This is a genomic window from Paenibacillus sp. 3LSP (assembly GCF_032465655.1).
GTDB lineage: Bacteria > Bacillota > Bacilli > Paenibacillales > Paenibacillaceae > Fontibacillus > Fontibacillus barengoltzii.
In genome coordinates, this window is the sequence record NZ_JAWDJI010000125.1 from 1 (window position 1) to 24,369 (window position 24,369).

17 protein-coding genes are annotated in these 24,369 nt (G+C 54.8%); 10 read left to right on the top strand and 7 right to left on the bottom strand.

Features of this window, described 5'->3' with window-relative positions; genetic code table 11:
* Positions 1–59: 59 nt before the first annotated feature.
* Positions 60–1,757 carry a methyl-accepting chemotaxis protein gene (locus RW092_RS10010; protein ID WP_316010124.1) on the bottom strand — a complete coding sequence of 566 codons (1,698 nt, stop codon included), beginning with the start codon at positions 1,755–1,757 and terminating at the stop codon, positions 60–62.
* A gap of 157 nt (positions 1,758–1,914) precedes the next feature.
* Between RW092_RS10010 and thpR the strand changes: the two genes are divergently transcribed.
* On the top strand, positions 1,915–2,481 hold the full coding sequence (gene thpR, locus RW092_RS10015) for an RNA 2',3'-cyclic phosphodiesterase (RefSeq protein ID WP_316010125.1): 567 nt from the start codon (positions 1,915–1,917) through the stop codon (positions 2,479–2,481).
* Here thpR and RW092_RS10020 read toward each other — a convergent pair.
* Positions 2,478–3,659 (bottom strand): MGDG synthase family glycosyltransferase, encoded by a 1,182-nt coding sequence (locus RW092_RS10020; protein WP_016313205.1) that lies wholly within the window; start codon positions 3,657–3,659, stop codon positions 2,478–2,480. The two genes, thpR and RW092_RS10020, sit on opposite strands and share 4 nt — an antisense overlap.
* Positions 3,660–3,977: 318 nt before the next feature.
* Between RW092_RS10020 and RW092_RS10025 the strand changes: the two genes are divergently transcribed.
* Together RW092_RS10025 and RW092_RS10030 are read left to right on the top strand one after the other, a co-directional pair.
* The gene (locus RW092_RS10025; RefSeq protein ID WP_028539015.1) at positions 3,978–4,565 is read left to right on the top strand and encodes a TetR/AcrR family transcriptional regulator; all 588 of its coding nucleotides are present in this window, start codon (positions 3,978–3,980) and stop codon (positions 4,563–4,565) included.
* Positions 4,566–4,620: 55 nt separating this feature from the next.
* On the top strand, positions 4,621–6,810 hold the full coding sequence (locus RW092_RS10030; protein WP_316010126.1) for a YhgE/Pip family protein: 2,190 nt from the start codon (positions 4,621–4,623) through the stop codon (positions 6,808–6,810).
* A 228-nt stretch (positions 6,811–7,038) separates the two neighbouring features.
* Here the strand turns inward: RW092_RS10030 and RW092_RS10035 are convergent, their stop codons facing one another.
* Positions 7,039–7,326, bottom strand: a complete 288-nt coding sequence (locus RW092_RS10035; protein WP_139816633.1) for a hypothetical protein — start codon at positions 7,324–7,326, stop codon at positions 7,039–7,041.
* Between RW092_RS10035 and gltB the strand changes: the two genes are divergently transcribed.
* The 5 genes from gltB to RW092_RS10060 all read left to right on the top strand — a co-directional run bounded on the left by gltB (position 7,318) and on the right by RW092_RS10060 (position 17,682).
* Positions 7,318–11,916: a glutamate synthase large subunit gene (gene gltB, locus RW092_RS10040; protein ID WP_028539013.1), complete on the top strand. Its 4,599-nt coding sequence runs from the start codon at positions 7,318–7,320 to the stop codon at positions 11,914–11,916. The genes RW092_RS10035 and gltB overlap by 9 nt on opposite strands.
* Positions 11,917–12,151: 235 nt before the next feature.
* The gene (locus RW092_RS10045) at positions 12,152–13,870 is read left to right on the top strand and encodes an ABC transporter ATP-binding protein (protein ID WP_316010134.1); all 1,719 of its coding nucleotides are present in this window, start codon (positions 12,152–12,154) and stop codon (positions 13,868–13,870) included.
* Positions 13,867–15,738 carry an ABC transporter ATP-binding protein gene (locus tag RW092_RS10050; protein ID WP_316010127.1) on the top strand — a complete coding sequence of 624 codons (1,872 nt, stop codon included), beginning with the start codon at positions 13,867–13,869 and terminating at the stop codon, positions 15,736–15,738. Before RW092_RS10045 ends, RW092_RS10050 begins: the two co-directional genes overlap by 4 nt.
* 266 nt (positions 15,739–16,004) lie before the next feature.
* Positions 16,005–16,919: an ABC transporter ATP-binding protein gene (locus tag RW092_RS10055; protein ID WP_085278427.1), complete on the top strand. Its 915-nt coding sequence runs from the start codon at positions 16,005–16,007 to the stop codon at positions 16,917–16,919.
* On the top strand, positions 16,912–17,682 hold the full coding sequence (locus tag RW092_RS10060; protein WP_016313198.1) for an ABC transporter permease: 771 nt from the start codon (positions 16,912–16,914) through the stop codon (positions 17,680–17,682). The genes RW092_RS10055 and RW092_RS10060 overlap by 8 nt, the downstream gene beginning before the upstream one ends.
* Before the next feature lie 68 nt (positions 17,683–17,750).
* Here the strand turns inward: RW092_RS10060 and RW092_RS10065 are convergent, their stop codons facing one another.
* Positions 17,751–18,164, bottom strand: coding sequence for a bactofilin family protein (locus RW092_RS10065; RefSeq protein ID WP_316010128.1), 414 nt, complete (start codon positions 18,162–18,164; stop codon positions 17,751–17,753).
* A gap of 32 nt (positions 18,165–18,196) precedes the next feature.
* Positions 18,197–19,195 carry a M23 family metallopeptidase gene (locus RW092_RS10070; RefSeq protein ID WP_316010129.1) on the bottom strand — a complete coding sequence of 333 codons (999 nt, stop codon included), beginning with the start codon at positions 19,193–19,195 and terminating at the stop codon, positions 18,197–18,199.
* A 181-nt stretch (positions 19,196–19,376) separates the two neighbouring features.
* On the opposite strand from RW092_RS10070, the gene cls reads away from it, so the two are divergent.
* The gene (cls, locus tag RW092_RS10075) at positions 19,377–20,807 is read left to right on the top strand and encodes a cardiolipin synthase (protein WP_316010130.1); all 1,431 of its coding nucleotides are present in this window, start codon (positions 19,377–19,379) and stop codon (positions 20,805–20,807) included.
* 34 nt (positions 20,808–20,841) lie between these two features.
* Here cls and ligD read toward each other — a convergent pair whose 3' ends face one another.
* Positions 20,842–21,741, bottom strand: a complete 900-nt coding sequence (gene ligD / locus RW092_RS10080; RefSeq protein WP_316010131.1) for a non-homologous end-joining DNA ligase — start codon at positions 21,739–21,741, stop codon at positions 20,842–20,844.
* 212 nt (positions 21,742–21,953) lie between these two features.
* Between ligD and RW092_RS10085 the strand changes: the two genes are divergently transcribed.
* Entirely contained in the window at positions 21,954–22,901 is a 948-nt protein-coding gene (locus tag RW092_RS10085; RefSeq protein WP_316010132.1) for an ATP-dependent DNA ligase, read from the top strand.
* A 41-nt stretch (positions 22,902–22,942) separates the two neighbouring features.
* Here the strand turns inward: RW092_RS10085 and ku are convergent, their stop codons facing one another.
* Complete coding sequence (gene ku, locus RW092_RS10090) at positions 22,943–23,920, bottom strand: non-homologous end joining protein Ku (protein ID WP_316010133.1); 978 nt, start codon at positions 23,918–23,920, stop codon at positions 22,943–22,945.
* Positions 23,921–24,369 lie beyond the last annotated feature (449 nt).

The following is a 24,369-nucleotide window of genomic DNA, read 5'->3' on the forward strand; positions in this document are numbered from 1 at the left end:
CACGTATGAACTCAGTTGAACGAACTTAAAAGGACGCCGCCAGGCGTTTTTCTTAGCAATTACATGACTTTAAAACGTTCGATCATGGAATGAAGCCGCTCCGCTAAGCTGGACAGGAAGCTGGCGGAAGCATCAACCTCCTCCATAGCAGCCAACTGTTGCTGGGAGAATGAGGACATGTCCTGTGCGCCGACCGCCGTATGGCCCGCAAACCGCACGATTTCGTCAATCGACTGCACCAGTCTTTGCGAGTTGTCGGACAGGAGCCGAACCGCTTCACTGATATCAGCGATCGATGCAGCGGTAATTTCCGACGAGGCTGCGATGTCGGTAAAAGAAGCTCCGGCGCTGCGCACCAGCTCGACGCCTCGCTTCGTTTCACGGACGGTCTCGTCCATTGCGCTGCCGGTGAGCTCTACCTGCCCAACGATGTGGGTGATCAGCTCGCTAATTTGCTTCGCCGAGGCTGCGGAACGTTCCGCCAGCTTGCGGACCGAGGAGGCGACTACGGCAAATCCGCTGCCGTATTCTCCGGCGCGGGCCGCTTCAATTGAAGCATTTAACGCGAGCAGGTTGGTTTCGGCGGCGATGTCGGTCATGATGTCCAGGATGCTCTGCACTTCTTTGGAGCGGCTGCCCAGCTCCTCAATGATCGCAGAGAGCTGAACGATTTTGGCTTCCATGGTGGACATTTGCTCTACGCTGGACTGGATGGCTTGTTCCCCTTGGTTTGATGCGGCGGAGACCTGCTGCGCCGATGTTAAGACGCCTTCGGCATGGCGAGCGATCTGCCCAATCCGATCGGACATGTCACGCAGCATGGTCGCCCCGGTTTCCAGGTTCGTAAGTTGTCGCTCCGCACCTTCGGCAAGGGATTGGGTAATTTCAGCCGCTTGCTCACCCGCTTTTCCGGTTTGCTGTGCACTCGCGGATAGCTGCTCCGAGGACGAGGCCACCTGCATCGAAGTGACGTTCACCTCGGTGATCAACTGCCGCAAGCTGCCCACCATCTTCGCAAAATTTTGCGTTAATTTGCCGATTTCATCCTGACCTTGAAGCACGTTCGTCTGTACGGTCAAATCGCCCTCGGCAACCCGCTCCACCTGCCGGGACAACGTTTCCAGCGGCCGAATCATCCGGTGGATAAAGAAGTACACGAAAACAACTGCGGCGAGCAGGACAACGATGCCGATGATAAAAGGCAGGAGCAGGATGTCGCGAGTTCTCTCCCCGATGATCGAGGCGTCGAAGTTAATGACCATTAGACCGATGATCTCTTGGTCGGGGTCATGATTTTTGTAGATCGGGCCGTAACCGCTGAGCAGCTTCACGCCGTCATAAGAATAGACCTTGGTATACACAGGATGCTTCATCTCAAGAATCATGTCCCGGTCCTGATCATTGAAATAAAAAGCGTCTCCCGCTTGATATCCCCGGCTTTTGAGGTTCTGGTCAGCCGCAAGAATGGTGCCGTCCAGCGACATCAAAAACACTTCCTTAAACAACGACTTATGCTCTACCGTCCAGTTTAATCGTTTCTCCAGCTCCGCAAGGCCGGTACGGTCTCCGGAGGCAAGACGGGCAACCGCTTCCGGATCTACAAGCCCGGTGGTAATATTGGCACAGCCCACCGTTTCAATACCGACGGATGTCTCGACCTCACGATACGTTGTTTGATAAGCAAATATCCCGATCAGCAAACCAACTAGAAGCAGTAGTCCGATCAGAACAGAGGTAATTTTTTGAGCAAAACTCATATTCCATCTCCTATCCCCATAGGCTTGAAGACTGTATATGCCAGCAACACTAAGATACATTATATAGAGAATCGATGCGCTGGATGTAACTAATCGCACTTCTAATTGTCGAAACAAGTGAAAAAAGTGAGAAAAATATCACAAAAGGTGACGAGTCATGTCAGTAAATGAAGAAAAATGGAGATTATTTATCGCCATCCCTCTTCCGCAAGAGGTCAAGTATAAGCTGGAGGAGTGGTGCAGCGAGCAAAAAACGAGATTGGATTTCAAAAAATGGGTACATGCCGAAGACTACCATATTACCGTGCAGTTTCTGGGAGATACGGCTCCGGGGCGTTTGGATGAGCTGCTGGCTTCATTATCGCGGGCAGCAAAGGGGATGGGCCCGCTGGAATTGGAAGCGGCGGGGATTGGTACCTTTGGACGTCCGGCAAGTCCCAGCGTGTTATGGGCTGGCGTCCGCGGTGAGGTGGCCGGGCTGGAGAGCCTGCACAGCCGGGTGACGTCGGAGAACCGGGCACTCGGCTTTGTGCCGGAGGAACGGCGCTTCAGCCCGCATATTACGTTGGCCCGGAAATATCGAGAAGGGGCCAGATTAGATCCTGCAGCGCTGCAGACCCAACCGGAATTCGGCAGTTGGAGGGCCGATCGTCTGGTCATCTATCAGACGCATATGCACAAGCGTCCGATGTATGAGGTGGTTGGATCTGCGCTGTTGACTTAGTTGGCCTGCTGCTCAGCAGGGCTGGCCGTCTGCAGGCGTATGCGGACCGGAGCGGCGGCCTGATACAGCAGATGAAGCACGGCTTCGGCGCAGCGTTCGGGTTGATAACCGGGATGCTGCAAGGCAGGCTCCGGCCAAGGTTGAAGATTCGAAGCGTGCTGATGGCGAATGTTATCAAACCACTCGTCCAACACGTCCGGTGAGGTCAGCTCCGCCCCATAGCCGTGTTGCACGAAGTATTCGCGATTCTTCTCCTCTTGACCTGGAATCGACTCAAAGAACAACATCGGGATGCCTTTGGCCATTCCCTCGGTGCAAGTCATTCCGCCGGGTTTGGTAATCAGAAGGTCAGAGGCATCCATCCATTTGCCGATTTGCCGCGTGAACCCGATCACCTTCATGTTTGGATGATGAAATGTTGGATGTGCACGCAGTCGAGCAGCAAGCTTCTCGTTGCTGCCGGTGCAGCAGACAACTTGAATGTCCTCTCGCCAAGCCGCTAGTTTGTCCAGTAGCTCCTCACGAAGCAACAATCCCCAACCCCCGCCCATGACGAGGGCGGTAGGCATATTTTTTAACCCTAATTCTTCCCGGGCGGACGCCTTCTCTTGCTTGCTCCAGAAATCCGGGTGCACAGGAATGCCCGTCACCTGTACCTTGGTGGGAGCGACTCCGCGTTGGACAAGCAAAGCTTTGACCTCAGGTGCGGAGACGAGGTACCGATCCACGCCGGGACTCATCCAGGAACCGTGGGCATCGTAATCTGTGATGAGCGTGCACAGCGGCACATTCACATCTGAATTAAGCTTCAGGTAGGACACGATAGCGCTGGGAATCGGATGCGTGCAGACGATCAGATCGGGCTGCAGCTGCGCGATCACTTCGGCTGCATGAGTATAGAACATTTTATGCAAAGCCAGGCGAGCAAACTTGCCAACCGGCTTCTCGTATTTGTGCTTATAAAACAGGCCTACCAGTGCAGGACTCGTATTCACCGTCATCCGATATGCGGATAGGATAAGCGGTGCGACTGTCGGATTCAGAAACGAGCCCAGCTCCATCACTTTCGTCTGGATTTGCGGGTTCTTCCGCTTTAATCCGGCTGCCAGCGCGTGTCCGGCCTGGGTATGTCCACTTCCAAAACCTTCCGATAGGATCAACACTCTTCTTTTTCGCATGAGGATATCACCTGCTTCTTCTATATAGATCGTTCCGATTCATGGCTTCCTAATACTAAGTTTATGTTGATTATATTCCGGATTAAAGAGGCTCGAGACGGGTCGATCCACTGGACCTAGGTCGGGGAGAATCAGAGCCAACGGGATTATGGAACAAGCTGGTGAAAGTGAATGAAACATTCTGAAAAAACATCTTGCATTTCTACAGCGAGTGGAGTAAAGTATGAATTGACCAAATGACCAAAAATGAATTTTAGTCATTTTTTGGCCGGGAAATGTGTTTCCATTATTCATTCCAAGTGCAGGGAGGTGACATGGATGGCTGTAGTAGATCGCCGTAAGCTCGTTATCGAAGCAGCTGAAAAGTCCTTTGCTTTATTTGGTTACAAAGCGACGACAATGGACCAAGTGGCGAAAATAGCAAATGTGGCGAAAGGAACAATCTACACCTTCTTCACGAACAAAGAAGAACTGTTCGATGAAATTCTACGTTCCGTCATTATGGAGATGAAGCGGGTGATCGAGCCGGAGATTGATGAGGAGAAGCCCTTCTTTGAGAATTTGCACCGGGCGATGGATGCGCTGCTGGGATTTCGCCGTGAGCATGAGCTGCTCATTAAGTTGTCCCAAGAGGTTCGTGACTTCGGCACCCCGAAAGCCAAGGAGGGATTGGAGCAGATCGAAAACGCAATTCTGGAATATCTGGAGCGTCATCTGTCCCGGGCGGCTGAGCGGGAGGAGATTCGCTCATATGATCCCAAGCTGCTTGCTTTCGTCGTGTTTAAGCTCTATATCGCGTTAACCTCGGACTGGAACAAGAATAATCCGCCTTTGAGCAAAGAGCAAATCAAGGAGTTTATCCACGATTTTCTAGCTGGAGGCTTGCTTCTGCCAAGGGAAGTTTAAAGGAATTACATTTAACTATTAGAGAAAGAAGCCACCAAGGGGAGAGAAAGCAAAAATGAAATCATTAAGTGTATTTTTCAAGGATATGGGAGCCACCTTTAAGAATCCTAAAGTGTTCATCCCGATTCTTGTAGTGCTGTTCATTCCCGTACTGTATAGCGGCATGTTCCTGACGGCCTTCTGGGATCCGTACGGGAAGATGAACGAGCTGCCGGTAGCGGTGGTGAACGAGGATGTAGGCGCACAATACGAGGGGAAAGACCTTAAGGTCGGCGAGGACCTCGTTACTGAACTAAAGAAGAGTGACGATTTCCAATGGAAGTTCGTCACCCGTGAGCAAGCGGAAACCGGAATGAAGAATAATGAGTATTACATGACGATCATCATTCCGGACAATTTCTCTTCACAAGCGACCACATTGATGGATGATAATCCTTCGCCGGCTCAATTGATCTTCGAGCCAAACGAAGGTTACAACTTCCTGGCCGCGCAAATTGGCGGTACGGCTGTGAAAGAGATCAAATCGAAGGTGTCCGCCAAAGTGACGGAAGCCTATACGGAAACCTTGTTTGACCAAGTGGAGAAAATTTCGGGCGGTCTCAGCGAGGCCGGCAACGGGGCCAGCACCCTCAACGAGGGAGCGGTGAAGCTCGATGATGGAACCAAGAAGCTGAAAGAAAATCTGGCGAAACTCGTTGACGGCACGATGAAACTCGAGGACGGCGTTGCTCCGCTGGAGAAAGGTACACAGTCCTTATACCAAGGCATTAATGATGTGAAGGATGGAGCCGGCAGCCTGGCTAGCGGCTTGACGCAGTTGGAAGCTGCCAGCCAACAGCTGGAAGCCGGCGCTAAACAAGCGCATCAAGGCGGTACCCAACTTCAGGCAGGGCTTCAATCGTCGCTGGAAGGTGCGAAGAAGCTGGAAGCTGGCTTGACTGCATCTGAACAAGGCAGCGCCCAGTTGCAAACAGGCCTGGAAGCGTCGGTCCAAGGCAGCGAGAAGGTGGCTGCAGGAGCGAACAGCGTGGCGCAAGGTTTAGAGCAGCTGGCCCAAGCGAATCCGGAACTCGCGAAGAACGCAGCGGTTCAGCAGTTGATCGCAGCCAGCAAGCAGGTTGCCCAAGGCAGTGAGCAGCTGCACCAAGGGAATCAACAATTGTTGAAAGGCAGCCAGGACCTGCACAACGCTCAACAGCAGTTGCTGCAAGGCGGGAAGCAATTAACGGCAGGCCAAGAACAGTTGCTGCAAGGCATGACTGAGCTGAACGCCGGACAAGAGAAACTGGCGAGCGGCTTGCAGCAATTTAACGGCAAGCTGTCGGAAGCAACGGCTGGCGGTAAGAAGCTGGCAAGCGGTGCCGGGCAGCTGAGCGCAGGCGCCAAACAACTACTTGGCGGCGTCGAGCAATTATCTGGCGGCGTAGGTACGTTGGCCGACGGTTCGAAGCAGCTGGATGCAGGTGCGGGTGAACTGAAGGACGGCATGACCCAACTGACGGAGGGCTCGGGCGAGCTGGCTTCGAAGCTGACCGATGCCGCAGAACAAACCTCTGGCGTGAAGAAAACCGATGCGCTTGTCAACATGTATGCTCAGCCGATCGAGATCAATGAGCAGAAGGTGAATGAAGTACCTAACTATGGCACGGGCTTTGCTCCATACTTCTTGTCGCTGGGCCTGTTCGTCGGTGCGCTGATCTCGACGCTGGTGGTGCCGGTCAGAGGCAGTTCGGTAGCGGAAGCCAGTGGCTGGAGCCGCTTCGTAAGCCGCACGTTGACTTTTGCCGGCATGAGTCTGCTTCAGTCCTTGCTGGCATCTGGCCTGGTTCTTTACGGATTAGGGCTTGAGGTTAAGAGTGTTCCGCTCTTCTATCTCTTCGCCTTTGTTACTAGCCTGTGCTACATGTTGATCATTCAAGCACTTGTTACCTGGATGGAGAACCCGGGACGGTTCTTGGCGATCCTGATGCTGATTTTCCAATTGACGACCAGCGCAGGAACGTTCCCGCTCGAACTGATTCCGAACTGGATGAAAGCCTTCAACCCGATCCTGCCGATGACGTACAGCGTCAAAGGCTTCAAGGCGGTCATCTCCACCGGCGATATGGCGATGGCTTGGGAAAACATTGGTTGGCTGGCCGTGTTTGGCGTTGTATTCCTGGTGTTTACACTGGTGTACTTCTTGCGCCACGAACGCAGTACAGAGCGCAGTCCTGAAGCCAACCTGAGCGTACAGTCGCACTAATCGAATCATAAATATAGAAGATCCGCTCTCTGGATTTCTGGAGGGCGGGTCTTTTTCTGTAGGGGAGATATTCCGGCACCGAGCCTTTTGCAGGATGATCCCGTAATAATCAGTCGAGTTGGGGCGGGACACATTTTATGCGGGGACATAAACTCTATAGTAACTAAGTTCTCGATCGGGTTATGGACGCTATGAGCAACGGATGGCAGGTTCGACTTTTTTCTCTGATCAAAAGGGATAATGGTGCAAATAGACAGGCAAAGACAACCATACGTCTCCATATGGTGACGCTTTCGTGGCAAAACCGCCCTGCAACGGCCTAAAAGTTCTAATCAATAGTGCAAAATAAAGAGAATATAATGCAAAAACAGATGTGACATTTTCCGTTAGAATAAAAAGAAAGATTGAACCGGGCTTATCCGGCGTAGTCGCAGGACATAGGGACTGATCTATTTTATTCGCTAACGATGTTTGAACTACCTCTAAATAGAAAGGTTGCGTCAGATGATGAAACATACCGTATTACCTCCCAAGCAGGGACTCTATGATCCCGCTTTCGAAAAAGACGCTTGCGGCATGGGCTTCGTGGCTCATATCAAGGGGAAAGCTTCCCACGATATCGTAAGCCAAGCGTTGACCATGCTAGCGAATATGGAGCACCGGGGCGGCCAAGGCAGCGAGCCGAATTCGGGGGATGGCGCAGGTATTTTACTGCAAATCCCGCACCGTTTTTTTGCCGCTGAAGCAGCTAAGCTTGGATTTACCCTGCCAGAGGCAGGACAGTATGGCGTTGGTATGCTGTTCCTGCCTCATGACGAAGCCGTTCGGACGAAGCAGGAGGAAGAACTCGTGCGCATCGCCGAAGAGGAAGGACAACGCGTCCTCGGCTTCCGTACGGTGCCAACTCGCGACGATATGCTGGGTCAATCGGCCAAAGCGGCTAAACCGTTCGTTCGCCAGATTTTTATCGAGCGTTCCGCAGATCTGAAGGAGGATCTGGACTTTGAGCGCAAGCTGTACGTGATCCGGCGCCGGGCTGAACGCGCGATCCGCTATAGCGGCGCAGAGCAGGGGGATGCTTTTTACGTATCCAGCTTGTCGTGCCGGAAGGTGGTCTACAAAGGGATGTTGACCACGGAGCAGGTCGGACAATTCTATCTGGATTTGCGAGACGAGAGATTGGAGTCGGCCATTGCGATGGTTCACTCGCGCTTCAGTACGAATACGTTCCCAAGCTGGGAGCGGGCGCATCCGTACCGCTTTATGATTCATAATGGCGAGATTAATACGCTGCGCGGCAACGTGAACTGGATGCATGCACGTCAGTCGATGTTTAAGACCGAGAAGTTTGGCGACGATCTGGAGAAAGTAAAACCGATCATCAATCCGGACGGGTCAGATACGGCGATGTTTGATAACACGTTTGAATTCCTGTACTTGAGCGGACGCTCCCTGCCTCACGTAGCGATGATGATGGTGCCTGAGCCATGGGTCGGCCGGGAGGACATGGACCCGGACAAAAAGGCGTTCTATGAATATCACAGCACAATGATGGAGCCATGGGACGGGCCTGCAGCGATGGGCTTTACCGACGGCGTTCAGATCGGGGCGATTTTGGACCGGAACGGCTTGCGCCCATCGCGTTACTACGTGACGAAGGATGACCTGATCGTCCTCTCCTCGGAGGTCGGCGTACTGGATATCCCGGCGGAGAACGTACTCTATAAGGATCGGCTGCGTCCGGGCCGGATGCTGCTAGTCGACACGCAGGAAGGCCGGATTATTTCCGACGAGGAAGTGAAGTCAGCGATCGCGAAGGAGCATCCGTACCGTGAATGGCTGAACGAACATCTCGTTGAGCTGGAAGATCTGCCGGAAGCGAAGGAGCTGCCGCCGGAGAGCCACGAAGACATTGCACGCCGTCAAATGGCATTTGGTTATACGTATGAAGACCTGCGGAAGGTGCTTGAGCCGATGGCCTTAACCGGTCAGGAAAATATCGCTTCGATGGGGTACGACGCGCCGCTTGCCGTCTTGTCCGAACATCCGCAGCGACTGTACAACTACTTCAAGCAAATGTTTGCGCAAGTCACCAACCCGCCAATTGATGCGATCCGCGAGGAGCTCGTTACCTCGACCGCTACGACGATTGGTCCGGAGCGCAACCTGCTTCAGCCGGAGCCGGAGAGCTGCCGTCAGATTCGGTTGGATTCGCCGATTTTGTCCAATGAGGACTTCGCCAAAATCCGCCATCTGCACCGGCCAGGCTTCAAGGCGATCACGATTCCGATCCTGTTCCCGGCTGCCGAAGGAGCAGAGGGGCTGCGTAAGGCGTTGGATACGTTATGCGAAGCAGCAGATCGGGTCATCGCCAAAGGCCACAATATTCTGATCTTGTCCGACCGTGGAATGGATGCGGAGAACGCAGCGATCCCGGCGCTGTTGGCAGTTTCCTGCTTGCATCACCATCTGATTCGCGAAGAGACGCGGACCAAGGTCAGCCTGCTGCTGGAGTCGGGCGAGCCGCGTGAAGTACACCATTTTGCGTTACTGCTTGGGTATGGCGTCAGCGCAGTGAATCCGTATCTTGCGTTCGAATCGCTGAAGGATATGATTGCCCAAGGCATGCTGCAAGGCATTTCGCATGAAAAGGCGGTGTACAACTTCATCAAAGCAGCGACCAAAGGGGTCGTCAAAACCTTGTCCAAAATGGGCATCTCGACGATTCAATCGTACCGCGGGGCGCAAATTTTCGAAGCGGTTGGCCTGGAGCCTTCCTTCGTCGATCGTTACTTTACATGGACGCCGTCGCGGATTGGAGGCATCGGCCTGAAAGAAGTGGCTGCCGAAACGCTTACCCATCACTTCCGGGCCTTTACTGACAAGGACGGCAACGATAAAGTGCTGGATTCCATCGGAGAATACCAGTGGCGCAGCGGCGGGGAAGAGCATCTGTTCAACCCGCAGACGGTGCATTTGCTGCAACAGGCGGTCCGTACGGGCGATTATAAGCTGTATAAAAAATTCGCTGAGCTGGTGCAAGGCGAGAACAACAAGCATTTGACGCTGCGTTCCTTGCTGGAACTGAAGCCGGTTGGGCCGAAGGTGCCGCTGGAGGAAGTTGAATCGGCGGCTTCGATCATGCGCCGCTTCAAGACCGGGGCGATGTCGTTTGGCTCGATCAGCAAAGAAGCGCATGAGACGATTGCCATCGCCATGAACCGCATCGGCGGCAAGAGCAACACCGGCGAAGGCGGCGAGGATCCGGCGCGTTATGTGCCGGATGCGAACGGCGATCTGCGCCGCAGCGCGATCAAGCAGGTAGCGTCGGGACGGTTTGGCGTTACGTCGCATTACCTGGTGAACGCCGATGAAATCCAGATCAAGATGGCGCAAGGGGCGAAACCGGGTGAAGGCGGTCAGCTTCCGGGCCGTAAGGTGTACCCTTGGGTAGCGGAAGTGCGCGGCTCCACGCCGGGGGTTGGCTTGATTTCACCGCCGCCGCACCATGATATCTATTCGATCGAGGATTTGGCGGAGCTGATCTACGATTTGAAGAACGCCAATCCGCAGGCGCGTATCAACGTGAAGCTGGTGGCTGAGGCCGGCGTCGGAACGATTGCAGCCGGCGTTGCCAAAGGCCGCGCGGACGTCATTCTGATCAGCGGTTATGACGGAGGTACTGGCGCTTCCCCGCAAAGCTCGATCCGCCATGCAGGTCTGCCGTGGGAGCTGGGGCTGGCTGAAACGCATCAGACCCTAATCTTAAACAACCTGCGCGACCGCGTCGTGCTGGAAACCGACGGCAAGATGCTGAACGGTCGCGACCTTGCTGTCGCCGCACTGCTTGGCGCCGAGGAGTTTGGCTTCTCGACTGCCCCTCTGGTGGCGGTTGGCTGTATCATGATGCGCGTCTGCCAGCTGGATACATGCCCTGTGGGGGTGGCCACGCAAAATCCGGAGCTGCGCAAAAACTTCACCGGAGATCCGCAACATGTGGTCAACTTTATGACCTTCGTGGCAGAGGATCTGCGCGAATGGATGTCCGAGCTAGGCTTCCGCACGCTGGAAGAGATGATCGGACGTACCGATTGCCTGGATGCGGTGAAGGCGGTGGATCATTGGAAGAAGAAAGGCGTCGACCTCAACTCTCTGCTGCATATGCCGGAGCTTCCGGAGGGAAGCAGCCGCTATTGCACAAGACAGCAGAATCATGGGCTGGAAGAGACGTTGGATATGACGAAGCTGCTGCCGCTGGCGCTGCCTGCACTGGAGCGCGGCGAAGCCGTCAGCGCCCGGCTGCCGATCTGCAACGTGAACCGGGCAACCGGGACGATTGTGGGCTACGAAGTTACCCGGCGTTATGGACAGCAGGGATTGCCTGAGGATACGATCACGTTCCATTTTGAAGGTTCTGCGGGTCAAAGCTTTGGGGCGTTTATCCCGAAAGGCATGACGCTCACCGTTGAAGGCGATGCTAACGACTACACCGGCAAAGGGCTGTCCGGCGGTAAGGTCATTGTGAAGCCGTCGCCGCGTGCAACGTTTGTTCCTGAGGAGAACATCATCATCGGCAATACATCGTTCTATGGTGCAACCAGCGGGGAGGCTTACATCCGCGGGATTGCCGGAGAACGGTTCGCGGTGCGGAACTCGGGTGCCAACGTTGTCGTTGAAGGTGTCGGCGACCACGGTTGCGAATATATGACCGGCGGACGTGTCGTTATCTTGGGTGAAACTGGCCGGAACTTTGCAGCTGGGATGTCCGGCGGGATCGCCTACGTGCTTGACGAGAGCGGAGACTTTGCAAGCCGTTGTAACTTAGAAATGGTGCTGCTTGAGTCGGTAGAGGATCCGGCGGAAATCGATCAACTGCGGACGCTAATCAGCCGTCACATTCTGTATACGGATAGTACGGTTGGGCGCCGCGTGTTGGATCGTTGGAACGAGTATCTGCCGAAGTTCGTCCGCGTGATTCCGAAGGACTACAAGCGGATGTTAGAGCAAATCCGCAAAGTTGAAAATGAAGGGCTGAAGGGTGAAGCCGCGCTGCTGGCCGCATTTGAAGCAAATGCACGCGAGCTGGCCCGTGCCGGTAACAACTAATAAATTTTAGCGATAGCGATGATAGTATGGACCGCCCCGGTTGTCTGAACAAGACAGCGGGGCGGTCTTGTTCAGTATTGAATAAATCGATTGTGCGAACATATGTTTTTGGTGTAATATGATTTGGAGATAATTAGGAAGTGAACGTGGAAGGGGGAGCGACTTTTTGGCTGATCAATCTGTTGCATCGCAAAGCGGCAAACGAAGGACGAGACCTCTCGGGCATTATCGCGAAATGCTGGAGAAATACGTGTTCACGCAACGCAAGCTGCTAATTAAAATGGCTGCGCTGCTGTTGATCTCGATTGCTCTGCAGTTGATCAATCCGCAAGTCATTCGTTATTTTATCGATACCGCCCAAGGGGAAGGAAGCTTGAAGCCATTATATATCGCGGCGGGACTCTTCATCGGTTTCTCTCTGGTTCAGCAGCTCGTATCGGTGTGTGCGTCTTACTTCAGTGAGAACCTGGGCTGGACCACGACGAACAAGCTGCGGGCAGACCTCGTCAGACATTGTCTGTCGCTGGATATGTCGTTCCATAAATCGAACACCTCCGGCTCATTGATTGAACGGGTGGATGGGGACGTCAATGCGCTGGCCAACTTCTTCTCCAGCTTCCTGATCCATATGATCGGAAATTTACTGCTGATGACGGGCATCCTGTTGCTGTTGTTCCGTGAAAGCATCTGGATTGGTGCGGCCATGAGCTTGTTTGTCGTTGGCGCTATCTTCATGATTCGGAAAATTCGCGAATTTATGGTTCCGGTGTGGACCAAATGGCGCGCCCAAAATGCCGAGCTTTACGGCTTTATCGGCGAACAATTGGAAGGTACCGAGGATACCCGGGCGAATGGAGCTGCCGGTTACGTGCTGGAGCGCTTCTATGCGATGGCCCGGCGGATGTTACCGGTACGCGTGCGCGCTTCAGTGGGCTTCGGCATGATGTGGGGGACAACGATTCTCGTATTCGCTCTGGGCAATGCCGCCGCTTTCTTGGTTTGCGCCTGGTTATGGAGACGAGGGGAGCTGACGATCGGTTCGATTTACCTCGTGTTTTATTACACGGAACTGTTGGCTCAGCCAATCGAGAAGATCCGTACTCAGTTGGATGATCTGCAAAAAGCCGACGCCAGCCTGATCCGTGTCCGGGACCTGCTGAATACGAAATCACGGATTACTGACGGTCCAGGTGCACCGTTGCCGAAGGGGCCATTATCCGTAAAAATCGACCGGCTGACGTTCTCGTACGAGGAAGAGGGGGAGCCGACACTGCAGAACATAGATCTGATGCTGAAGCCGGGGGAAACGCTGGGCTTGCTGGGCCGCACCGGCAGCGGCAAATCGACATTGGCACGGCTCTTGCTGCGCTTCTACGATCCACAGCAAGGCAAGATCGAGCTGTCAGGCATCGATATCCGTGAGTGCAAGCTGCACGAGCTGCGGAGCAAGGTGGCGATGGTGACGCAAAATATCGAGATTATGGAAGGCACCGTCCGCGATAACTTGGCTCTGTTTGATGGAAGCATCCGAGATGAGGACATCATCGCCGTGTTAAATGAGCTGGGATTGCAGGAATGGTACGCGGCCTTGCCGGATGGGCTGGATACGGTGCTCTCCTCCGGAGGGGGCAGCCTGTCGGCAGGTGAAGCGCAGCTGCTGGCATTTGCCCGGGTATTCCTGACGAATCCAGGGTTGGTGATTCTGGACGAAGCCAGCTCGCGCCTCGACCCGCTGACCGAACAACGAATCGAGACCGCGATCAACCGGCTGTTGGAGTCGCGGACGTGCATGATGATCGCGCACCGTTTATCGACGGTACAACGCGCCGATCATATCCTTATTCTGGAGAACGGACGAATCGTAGAATATGGACCACGCAAAGAGCTGGCGGCTGATCCAAGCTCTCGATTCAGCCGAATGTTGTCCGTTGGTCTGGAGGAGGTGTTGGCATGAGTACGCGGCATTTTTTCTGGAGATTGCTGCTGAATCGACCGGCGATTTATATCGCGAACCTGCTCTCTTGGACGATCATCCATATGATTCCGCTGCTTCCGGGACTGATTACGAAGGCGTTCTTTGATAACCTAGAAGGCAACGTCAACCTCCCGTTTGGAGTGGAGGGTCTAACGGCGTTGCTGATCGGTGTGGCGCTGGCGCGCATCGCGATGATCGCTGTGGGCTGCTTTACGGACGGCAGCTACCGATTCCGGATCAGCATGCTGCTGCGGCGGAATATGCTGGCCCATGTGCTCCGGGAGCCCGGCGCCAAAGCAATTCCTTGCGCCCCGGGGGAAGCGATCAGCAACTTCCGGGACGACGTGGATCAAGCGGAAGAAGCGATGAGCTGGTCGGTGGATATGTTTGGCCTGATGGGCTTTGTGATCATCTCCAGTTATATTTTGATTTCGATCGATGCGCAGCTGACGTTCTTCGTCTTCGTCCCGCTCATTCTGGTTGTGACCGCGGCGCAAATTGCGACAGCGCGCATTCAGAAGTACCGGGCTGCCAGCCGCACTGCCACGGCGAATGTGACCAGCTCTATCGGCGAGATGTTCGCCAACGTGCAGGCGATTCAAGTCGCGGGAGCGGAAGAGCGGATCGTCCGGCGGTTCGAACGGCTGAGCGATGAGCGGCGGAAGATGATGGTCAAGGATAAGCTGATTACTGAATCGCTGTCCTCTGTGTTTACGAACTCCGTTAACCTCGGCACCGGACTGATTCTGGTGTTGGCCGGTTACAAGATGCGGAGCGGTTCGTTTTCCGTCGGTGACTTGTCACTGTTCATTTATTATTTAACCTTTGTCACGCAGTTGATTTCGAACGTTGGGAACTTTATGACGTTTTATAAGCAGATGGCGATCAGCTTCTCCCGCTTGAAGCATATGCTTCAAGGCGCCCCCGCCAAGCTGCTGACGGCTCCGGCATACATCGGGATCGGCAAGCGGAGAGCATCCGAAGCCGATCACGGGATGAAGAGCGCGGCAACGGCGTTAAGCGGCTCGGGGTTGGAGCCGTCTCCGTCGGAACTCGCATTAGTGCAGGGGGAACCACATCGGATGGCTGCCTATCTGCCGGTGGAGCCGCTGCAGCTGCTGGAGGCAAGGGGACTGACGTATCGCTATCCCGAGACCGGCCGGGGCATCGAGAACATCAGCCTGCGGCTGCCGCGCGGCTCGTTTACGGTCGTGACCGGCATGATCGGCTCCGGCAAAACGACGCTGCTGCGGGCATTGCTCGGCCTCCTGCCGGCGGAAGCCGGGGAGATCCGCTGGAACGGCCGCCTTGTCCGTACGCCGGCTGACTTTTTTGTTCCGCCGCAAAGTGCGTATACGGCGCAAATCCCGCGCCTGTACAGCGACAAGCTGCGGAACAACATCTTGCTCGGGCTGCCAGAGGACGAGAGCAGCCTGACGCAGGCGCTGCACGTCGCCGTGCTCGAAGACGACGTGGCACAGCTCGCCCACGGCCTCGACACGATGGTCGGGCCGCGCGGGGTCAAGCTCTCCGGCGGCCAGGTCCAGCGGACCGCGGCCGCCCGGATGCTCGTGCGCGAGGCACAGCTGTACGTGTTCGACGACTTGTCGAGCGCGCTCGACGTCGAGACCGAACGGAAGCTGTGGGAGCGGTTGTTCCAATCTCGAGGTGAGGCCACCTGCCTCGTGGTGTCTCATCGTAAGGCTGCGCTCTCGCACGCGGACCATATCATCGTGCTGAAGGACGGCACGATTGAAGCCGAAGGCACGGCGGAGCAACTGCTCGCCACCAGCGCCAGCTTCCGCCAGCTTTGGTACGGCGAGGAGCCGCAGGCTGACGGTGCATGAGACGTCCGAATCTAGCTCCAGGCGCTCATTGTTGGTCTGAAGGCCAGCTAGGGGTTATGATGACCCGGGTCAATCCCGGGTCATTTTCGAGTTGATCGCCCGGGTTAATCGTCCGGATATTTCGCTAGGGCGATGGACCTATGTCAGCTCGCTATCAGTCCCTCATCACTGCCCGGAGCTTTAGCTGAAGGATAGCTTATGGTAGAATAGGGGAAATTATCCTGATTGAACGGGATACAGTTTGCAAAGAGAGTGGGGAGTATCCAATGGAGTTGACGCAGGAACCCGTCGTACGCATGCGGGACGTCACCAAGCGCATCGGCAGTAAGACACTGATCGACCGATTAACGCTGGACATTCCGAGAGGACAAGTGTACGGCTTCCTGGGACCTAACGGAGCCGGGAAGACGACGACGATCCGGATGATGGTTGGCCTGATGTCGATATCGGAAGGCGATATTCTGATCGAGGGAGCCAGCATCAAGGATCGTTTCGAAGAGGCGATTTCGCATGTCGGCGCCATCGTGGAGAACCCGGAGATGTACAAGTTCCTGACCGGGTACCAGAATTTGCTGCATTATGCTCGCATGTCTCCAGGAGTCACGAAAGAACGGATCTGGGAGGCGGTCGAGCGGGTTGGCATGCAGAACCGTATCCATGACAAGGTTAAGACGTATTCGCTGGGCATGCGCCAGCGGCTGGGCGTAGCGCAGGCCATCCTGCATCGGCCGAAGCTGCTGGTGCTGGACGAGCCTACCAACGGGCTCGACCCGCAAGGCATCCGCGAGCTCCGCGATTATCTGCGGGCGCTGGCGCGGGAGGAAGGAACGACCGTGTTTGTCTCCAGCCATTTGCTGTCGGAAATGGAGCTGATGTGCGACACGGTTGCGGTCATTCAGCAGGGACGACTGGTGGATGTCAAGTCCCTGCATCCGGAAGCTGCCGAAGGCCGGGCACTGGAAACGGCCTTCGACGTAAGCGATCCGCAGCGCGCAGCGGCACTGGTCGAAGGCGGACACCTCGAAGGCGGCCGACTGATCGTATCTGCCGACCGGAAAGCAGTGGCGGAGATCAACGCGAAGCTGGTCATGGCGGGCATTGACGTGTACGCGATCCAGGCGGTGACGCGTTCGCTGGAGGATCAATTCTTGGAGCTGACGGGAGGGAAGGACATTGAATAATTTTCTCGCGCTGGTCCAAAACGAAAATATGAAAATTTATCGGCGGGTTCGCACCTGGATCATGTTCGGGCTGCTTGTCTTGCTGACGATCCTGTTTGGGGTGCTGTTCTCGCTGGACGGCGGAAGCCAGCGGATGAGCGCCTGGGATGCGTTGGACCAACTGAGCTTCCTGTATTATCTCGTCAGCATCTATGCGGCTGTGATTGCCGCTGATATCGTAGCCGGCGAGTTCACCTGGGGAACGATCAAGCTGCTGCTGATCCGACCATGGACGCGGACGAAAGTGCTGCTGTCCAAGCTGCTGGCTGTGCTGTTATTTACGCTGGCGATGAGCGCGGTATTTTTCGTCATCGCGCTGGCTGTTTCGTTCCTGATCTTTTCGAATGAGCCGTCGCAATATCTGGGGGACAGCCCCTTAAGCCGGATTCTGGAAAGCCTGCTGTACAGCTATGTTGATCTGCTGGTCATTGCAGCATTTTCGTTTATGCTGTCGACGGTTTTTCGCTCCAGCGGTATCGCGATCGGGCTGTCGATCTTCATCTTGTTTGCAGGCAACATCTTTACGTTGTTGTTCCATCCGTCGCGTTATGCTTGGGCCAAATACTTGCTGTTTACCAATATGGACTTAGGTCAATATCGCGGGGGGCAGGTCGGGCCGGCCGGAATGACGCTGGGCTTCTCCATTACGGTGCTGGCAGTTTACGTCCTGCTGTTCCTGGCGGTGGCTTGGCTTGTATTTAAAAAGCGCGATGTTGCTGCATAAGTTCCACACGAAAGAAGCTCCTGCCTTTCTCATCGGCGGGAGCTTCTTTATCTATCACGGATTCACTTTTAACCTGCCTCGGGGCGTGCTTTCTTGACCTTGCCTTTGCCGCTAGAGGTCGCTGAGGCAGCAGCGGGGGCCACCCGTTCCATTTTGCTCGACCCGTTCAGCAGCCCGCCTTCGACGATGATCAGCTTGGCCACATCCACGTTGCCGTCGATTTGACCGCTGGCCGTGATCGTGAGTTTCCCAGTGGTGGTGATATCACCGATCACTTTGCCAGCGACGATCACATCGGCGCCTTTAATATTGGAGATGGCCTCGCCGGTTTCGCCAATGATGACCTGTCCCTTGCAGTCGATTTCTCCGTGAATTTGACCCTCCACACGCAGATTGGACTTGCACTCCAGCTTGCCTTCTACCAAGCTGCCCTGGCCGATCAGGGTATCGGTCAGACGAGGGGCTTTCTTGTCTTTGAACATAGCGCTTCATCAACTTCCTTTCTACATGCGGATTACTTCAAATAAGGCATCGGGTCAATGGCTTTGCCGCCCTTGACGATCTCAAAATGCAGATGGGGTCCGGTACTGCGTCCGGTGCTGCCCAAGTTGCCGATGCTGGCCCCTTTCTTCACCTCATCCCCGACGGAAACATCAATGTCGCTGAGATGCATGTACCAGGTTTGCAGGCCGCCCGGGTGCTCAATCACAATGTATTTGCCGTGGGACCCGTCCCGGTCGGCAGTGATGACCTTGCCGGCCGCAGCGGCATATACAGGGTCTCCGACTTTACCGGCAATGTCGATGCCCGCATGAAATGCGGCTCGGCCGGTAAACGGATCGGTGCGGTACCCGAAATTCGAGGTCAGCCGCGTGGACAGCGTGGGCCATTCCGACGGTGTGCCCGAGAGGGAGTATTGGGTCTGCTTCGCTTTTTTCAAGGTGAGCGGAACGTGCTTCTCCATCTCGTCCAGCATTTCGTTCATCGCGGCAAATTCGTCTCGCGTACTCGCTGCGAGTCTCTCAATCTCATTGTCATGCACAGCGATGAACTCACCGCCAACCCCGCTGTCCCCCAGAGCGTCCAGCGTCTCGTCCCAGGACAACGAAGACAGCTTGCCAAGATTCTTCGCATCCCCATCTCCGTATTTATCAATAAATTTCTGCAGCTCGGCTTCAAGCTCGGCTACCCGCTCCATCCGTTCCATCATTTCCTTGGATTGGCTTGATAAGGAGATCACTTCGTTCTGCAAGCGCTGAATCGCTTCATCCTTGTTGGTCACCACCGCTTCAAAGGCCAGGGTTTGCTGCTCCAGCTGATGTTCCAGGCGAGAAACGGTCTGTTCCGAGCGAACTTGCAGGCTGACGATCAGCCCGGAAATAGACAGCAGCGCCAGCAAAGGCACGGCAACGACAAGCGGCTTGGAGACTTGCATCTGTTTGACGGGCCGATTGGCATCCCGAAGGACAAGCAGCGTCATCCGGTTGGGATTCGGTACGCTTACGCTCCTCATGGCATCCCCTCCCTACGCTTCGTTGGTTCTATAACTTATCTATTCCTATGATTCTTAAATCATGTCAAAAAAACGGGTCCTGTCTAATATAAATGCGGCGGAATCCGTTAAATTTCGAAATCTGACATGAATAAACCGCAGGCCGGATGGTTAATGATGATGGCAGGGGAGGGTGGAAGGCATGCTCTGGCTGATTGGCATTTTACTTCTTTTTATCGTACACGTTGCATTGATCCTGCTGTTGGAATTCCGCAATCCCGCCAAAGCGGTTGCCTGGATGTTTATCTTGTTTTTGTGCCCCCCCTTAGGTCCAGTCCTCTACTATTTCATGGCCCGGGACTATCGGAAGCGCAAAAAACTGCTGCACCGGGGGCCTATCCCCTTCCTTAGCTTACGGATGCTGCTGCGCAATCACTTGGCAAGTCCGGTCCGCTTGCAGGAGATGAGCAACCCGGAAATGCATCATCAGGAGCGGCTGTATCAGCTGCTGACGCACCATGCGGCCAATCCGATCACTGGCCGAAATCAAACGCAAGTGTATTCCTCCGGGGAAAAAGCGTTTGGGGCCATGCTGGAGCGGATGGAGCAAGCACGAGATCATATTCATCTGGAATTTTATATTTTCCGCAGCGACATGATTGGCTCGGCCTTTGCCGAAGTGATGATCCGGAAAGCCCGGGAAGGGGTCAAGGTCCGGATGATCTGCGATGGGCTGGGAAGCTTTAAGCTGGAGCATGCATTTATTGAGCGGCTTCGGGCAGCCGGGGTGGAGGTCTTCTTCTTTCTGCCGGCACGAGTGGCTATGCTGAACCGCCGGGTCAATTATCGCAATCATCGGAAAATTCTTGTGGTGGATGGGAAGTTCGGATTCGTAGGCGGATTAAATGTGGGCGACGACTATCTCGGTCTTTATGAAAAAATGGGGTACTGGCGCGACACGCATCTGCAACTGAATGGAGATTCGGTTTATTATTTGCAGCTCACCTTCCTGGAGGATTGGCTGCTGGCATCGGGGCAGGATCTTGGAGACCCCGCTCTGTTTCCGCCCCATGAAGGGTCTGGTCAGGAGCAGGTGCAGATCTTGACCAGCGGACCCAATTTGCTGCGCAACCCGATTCATGAAATGTGCTTTAATTCGATTGCGGTGGCGAAGCGCCGGATCTGGATCGCTTCGCCCTATTTCATTCCCGACCCCAGCGTATATTCCGCCCTGAAAACGGCGGCATTAAGCGGAATCGAAGTGATCATCCTCATGCCTTACCATTCGGACAGTCGGTTGGTGAAGCTGGCTTCCTTGTCTTACGTGGAGGAGCTGCTCGAGGCCGGGGTCAAGTTCTTTCAGTATACGAAGGGCTTTATTCATGCCAAAGTGATGATCATCGACGATCTGCTCGCTTCGGTGGGAACCGCGAACATGGATATGCGCAGCTTTTTTTATAACTTCGAAATGACAGCGTTGTTGTTGGATCCGGAGACCATCGCTCGGCTCGAGAGCGACTTCAAGCAGGATCTGCTCGATTCGAGCCCAGTGGTGTTTGAGGAATTTACTCAGCGGCCGCAAGGGCAGAAAATGCTGGAGCTGCTGGCACGGCTGCTGTCGCCGTTGTTGTAGCGGTTAGCAGCGAGTGCGGCGAGAGCTTCCATCGCTAGGTCCGGACAGGAGATTTTAAATGCTGCAAAATCAGCTGAAGGGACTGGGGAGGGACGGTCTCAAGCAAATCTCCCCGCTCCTTCAGGCGTTGACCGATATTCAGCAGGTTAAAATCCGCAGGCCTCGGGTTCTTCCGTACCTCATCCCAAGTTAACGGAGTCGATACGCTGGCGGCTTCCCGGGCGCGAGGGGTATAGGGAGCTGCCAGCGTTTTGCCGGCGTAATGCTGCAAGTAGTCGAAGTAGATTTTGTCGCCGCGGTCTTTTTTGAGCCGTTCAATGGTAAATAGGTGAGGGTGCTTCTCGGTGACGTAGCGGGCGACAAAATGACCAACCATCCGCAGCTCGTCAAAGGTGATGCCGTATTCGATCGGTACAATGATCTGCACGCCGGTGGCACCGGACGTCTTCGGCACCGATTGCAAGCCCAGCGACGTCAAAATATCTCCAACCAAAGCCGCGGCCTCCATAATCCGCGGTTCGTCCTCCAGCGTGGGGTCCAGGTCGATCATCCATTCGCATGGCAGTTCCTCCCCGACATAATGCAGAGACGGATGAAATTCGATGCAAGCCAAGTTGCCCAGCCACAGCAGCACCGGCAGCCGGTCAAGCACGACATAATTGATGTTCTCATGAACGGCCGTTCGAACGAAGGGCGGGAGCGGTTCGGGGGCATTTTTCTGGTAAAAAAACTTGCCGTGAATGCCGCCGGGATAACGAATCGTCGTCAGCAGACGGTTGCGGCAATATTTCAGCAGGTAAGGCGACAGCTCGGCCAGCTTCTCCAAGTACATTTGCTTGGTGATGCCGGCTTCAGGCCACAATAGCTTGTCCGGGTTAGAGATGGGAATCTCTTCGCCTTCGACGGTAATCGTTCCTTTGATCGTTCGGGGCATAACGGTTCCTCCTTGCTGGAATCGATGAAAGATGTTCGCCTGCTTCGGGTTGTTGATTCTAGGCTTGCCTGAGGGCGAGGAAACTATGAGCGAACGAACCTCCGGAATGGTTCAAGCGAGGCAGGGGCAAATTAGGGAGCAAGCAGCAGTTCGGGTTTGGAGAAGGTAAGAACCAGAATAGGCACATTGGAGCGGGGAGGTGAAGAAGCGGCATGGAATGGAAACCGATCATCCCATTTGAACCGATTCGCAGCGAGTCGATCCCACAAGGCGAAGAATGGGTGGCCCAGGTCAAATGGGACGGAGTGCGGATGTTAACCTATAATGACGGCCTCGAGGTCAAACTGATCAACCGCAAGGGCAATGATCGAAGTATGCAGTATCCGGAGTTTCTGGATACGCGGGAATTCTGCCGGGCGCATTCGGTCATTCTTGACGGCGAGATGATCGCTCTCTCCGGCGGCAAGCCGTCGTTTCACGAGATCATGCGGCGGGACAGCTTGCGGCGAGAGCAGGAGATTCGCTTTGCAGCTCAGCGGATTCCGGCGATCTATATGATCTTCGACATCTTGCATTATGACGGTAAGTGGGTGAACGGTGAGCCGTTAACGCATCGCCAACAGCTGTTGCAAGAGCTGGTCATCCCTTCCGAGCAGGTGCAGATTGTCCCCAATGTGGCGGACGGGGAGCTGCTGTTTGACTTGATGAAGCAACGGGGCTGGGAAGGGATTGTATCCAAGCGGCTCGACAGCACCTATGCGTTTGGAGGCAAGGATGCTCGTTGGGTCAAGAAAAAGCTGGCCCGCGACCTGTATGCCGCCATCGGCGGGGTGACGTACCGTGACGGGGGGGTGAACGCCATCTTGCTGGGCTTGTACAACGCAGAGGGACAGTTCATCTACATCGGCCATGCCGGCAGCGGCAAATGGAGGGCGGCGGACTGGCGTGAACTGACTGAAAATGTAAAGCCGCTGATCATCCCGGATCGTCCGTTTGCCAACGTCCCTGAACGCATGAAAGGGGCCGTCTGGATTCAGCCGGCCCTAACGGTAAAGGTGCAGTTCCTGGAGTGGACGCCCGGCGGCACGATGCGCCACCCGATTATCCAAGGATGGGCGAATGTCCCGCCTGAGGCTTGTCATATGGAGCAAAGCATGTAAACGGCTGACGGTTCGACCAACAAGCGGTGCCGGCCGTCGCTTTATTTTGCCTCCGGCTTGGTGGCGGTGCGGCGCTTGGGCTTCGGCTTCACGGCAACGGTTGGCGTTGCGGTCTCATGATCCGCCCCGGCCTTTTTGGTCTTTCCTGCAACGGGGGCGGCTTCGTCCTCGGCCTTGGCTTTCTTGGCGGCGGTCTTCCGCGTCCGTTTGGCTGGAGCCGCAGCGGCTGGCCCCGGATCGGTCGCCACCGGCGGCTTGACCGCCTCGATGCTCGCCTGCAGCGCCGCCATGAGGTCGATGACGTTGGTCTCCGGCTTGGCCGGAGCCAGGCTGATTTCCTCGCCAGCGACTTTTTGCTCAATCATTTGCAGTAACCCTTCGCGGTAGTCGTCGGTGTATTTCTCCGGCTCGAATGGGGTGGACAGCTGTTCGATCAACATTTTGGCCATCGTCAGCTCTTTGTCGTTCACTTGAACGTTCTCCGGCAAGTTAGGCACTTGGGAGATCGGGCGGATCTCGTCTGGATAGAAGATCGTTTCGATCGCTAAACACCCTTCCATCACGCGGATGGCAGCTAAGCTGCTTTTGGAGCGGATGGCGATTTTGGCAATCCCGATTTTCCCCGTATCCCGCATCGCTTCAAGCAGCAGTTGATACGCATTCCCTCCGGCTTGATCCGGCGCCAAGTAATACGTCTTCTGAAAATAAATCGGATCGATTTCCTTCAAATCCACGAAATCGATGATCTTGATCGTTTTTTCGGCGTTGGCAGACAGCTGCTCCAATTCTTCTTTTTCAAATAGAACGTACTTGCCCTTCTCGTATTCATAACCGCGCGAAATATCTTCCCAATTCACGTCAACGTCGCACGCCGGACAACGCCGTACATACGAAATCGGGCTGCCGCACACTTTATGGATGTATTTCATGGAGATGTCCTTGTTTTCGGTGGCCGAAAACATTTTGACCGGTACATGGACCAGCCCGAAGCTGATCGCTCCTTTCCAGACGGTATGCATCGTGTAAACCCCTTTCTTTTGTGCATCCTTCAAAATCGTCGCAGGCAAATTTGCTATTAATCCGTAGTATGGTTTGAAATCTATTTTCTATTTACGTGATGGGAGTGAATCTTCGTTCCGGTGTTCTGCGGTTGCGGGGGGTGCAGTGGACCGATATAATGAGGACAGGCCTAGCAAGGATTTGAGGCAGCACGAAATGTTGCTGTAACGGATATTGTGGACGTGGTGATGTGGGCAGGTTGCTGGGGTAGGCACCATGACATTTTAACGGACACCAGAGACGTTATATGCCTGCAGGGAAGGAAATCGGGAATCTAGCTAAGATGAACGTAAACAAAAGACAGCCCTCCAAATTGCTACATCTCATAGGTTAAAATGGATAGTGTAGTATAAACCAAACCATTTCAGAGCTACATAGCAAAGGAGAGCTGATACTATGCAGTCTACCA

Excerpts from the sequence above, each read along its gene's own strand:
- RW092_RS10045 (WP_316010134.1), top strand. The coding sequence starts at position 12,152 with ATGCTGGAGAAATACGTGTTCACGCAACGCAAGCTGCTAATTAAAATG.
- cls (WP_316010130.1), top strand. The coding sequence starts at position 19,377 with ATGCTCTGGCTGATTGGCATTTTACTTCTTTTTATCGTACACGTTGCA.
- RW092_RS10020 (WP_016313205.1), bottom strand. The coding sequence starts at position 3,659 with ATGCGAAAAAGAAGAGTGTTGATCCTATCGGAAGGTTTTGGAAGTGGA.
- RW092_RS10030 (WP_316010126.1), top strand. The coding sequence starts at position 4,621 with ATGAAATCATTAAGTGTATTTTTCAAGGATATGGGAGCCACCTTTAAG.
- RW092_RS10055 (WP_085278427.1), top strand. The coding sequence starts at position 16,005 with ATGGAGTTGACGCAGGAACCCGTCGTACGCATGCGGGACGTCACCAAG.
- RW092_RS10035 (WP_139816633.1), bottom strand. The coding sequence starts at position 7,326 with ATGTTTCATCATCTGACGCAACCTTTCTATTTAGAGGTAGTTCAAACA.
- RW092_RS10070 (WP_316010129.1), bottom strand. The coding sequence starts at position 19,195 with ATGAGGAGCGTAAGCGTACCGAATCCCAACCGGATGACGCTGCTTGTC.
- RW092_RS10010 (WP_316010124.1), bottom strand. The coding sequence starts at position 1,757 with ATGAGTTTTGCTCAAAAAATTACCTCTGTTCTGATCGGACTACTGCTT.
- RW092_RS10065 (WP_316010128.1), bottom strand. The coding sequence starts at position 18,164 with ATGTTCAAAGACAAGAAAGCCCCTCGTCTGACCGATACCCTGATCGGC.
- RW092_RS10085 (WP_316010132.1), top strand. The coding sequence starts at position 21,954 with ATGGAATGGAAACCGATCATCCCATTTGAACCGATTCGCAGCGAGTCG.
- ligD (WP_316010131.1), bottom strand. The coding sequence starts at position 21,741 with ATGCCCCGAACGATCAAAGGAACGATTACCGTCGAAGGCGAAGAGATT.
- RW092_RS10050 (WP_316010127.1), top strand. The coding sequence starts at position 13,867 with ATGAGTACGCGGCATTTTTTCTGGAGATTGCTGCTGAATCGACCGGCG.
- gltB (WP_028539013.1), top strand. The coding sequence starts at position 7,318 with ATGAAACATACCGTATTACCTCCCAAGCAGGGACTCTATGATCCCGCT.
- thpR (WP_316010125.1), top strand. The coding sequence starts at position 1,915 with ATGTCAGTAAATGAAGAAAAATGGAGATTATTTATCGCCATCCCTCTT.
- RW092_RS10025 (WP_028539015.1), top strand. The coding sequence starts at position 3,978 with ATGGCTGTAGTAGATCGCCGTAAGCTCGTTATCGAAGCAGCTGAAAAG.
- ku (WP_316010133.1), bottom strand. The coding sequence starts at position 23,920 with ATGCATACCGTCTGGAAAGGAGCGATCAGCTTCGGGCTGGTCCATGTA.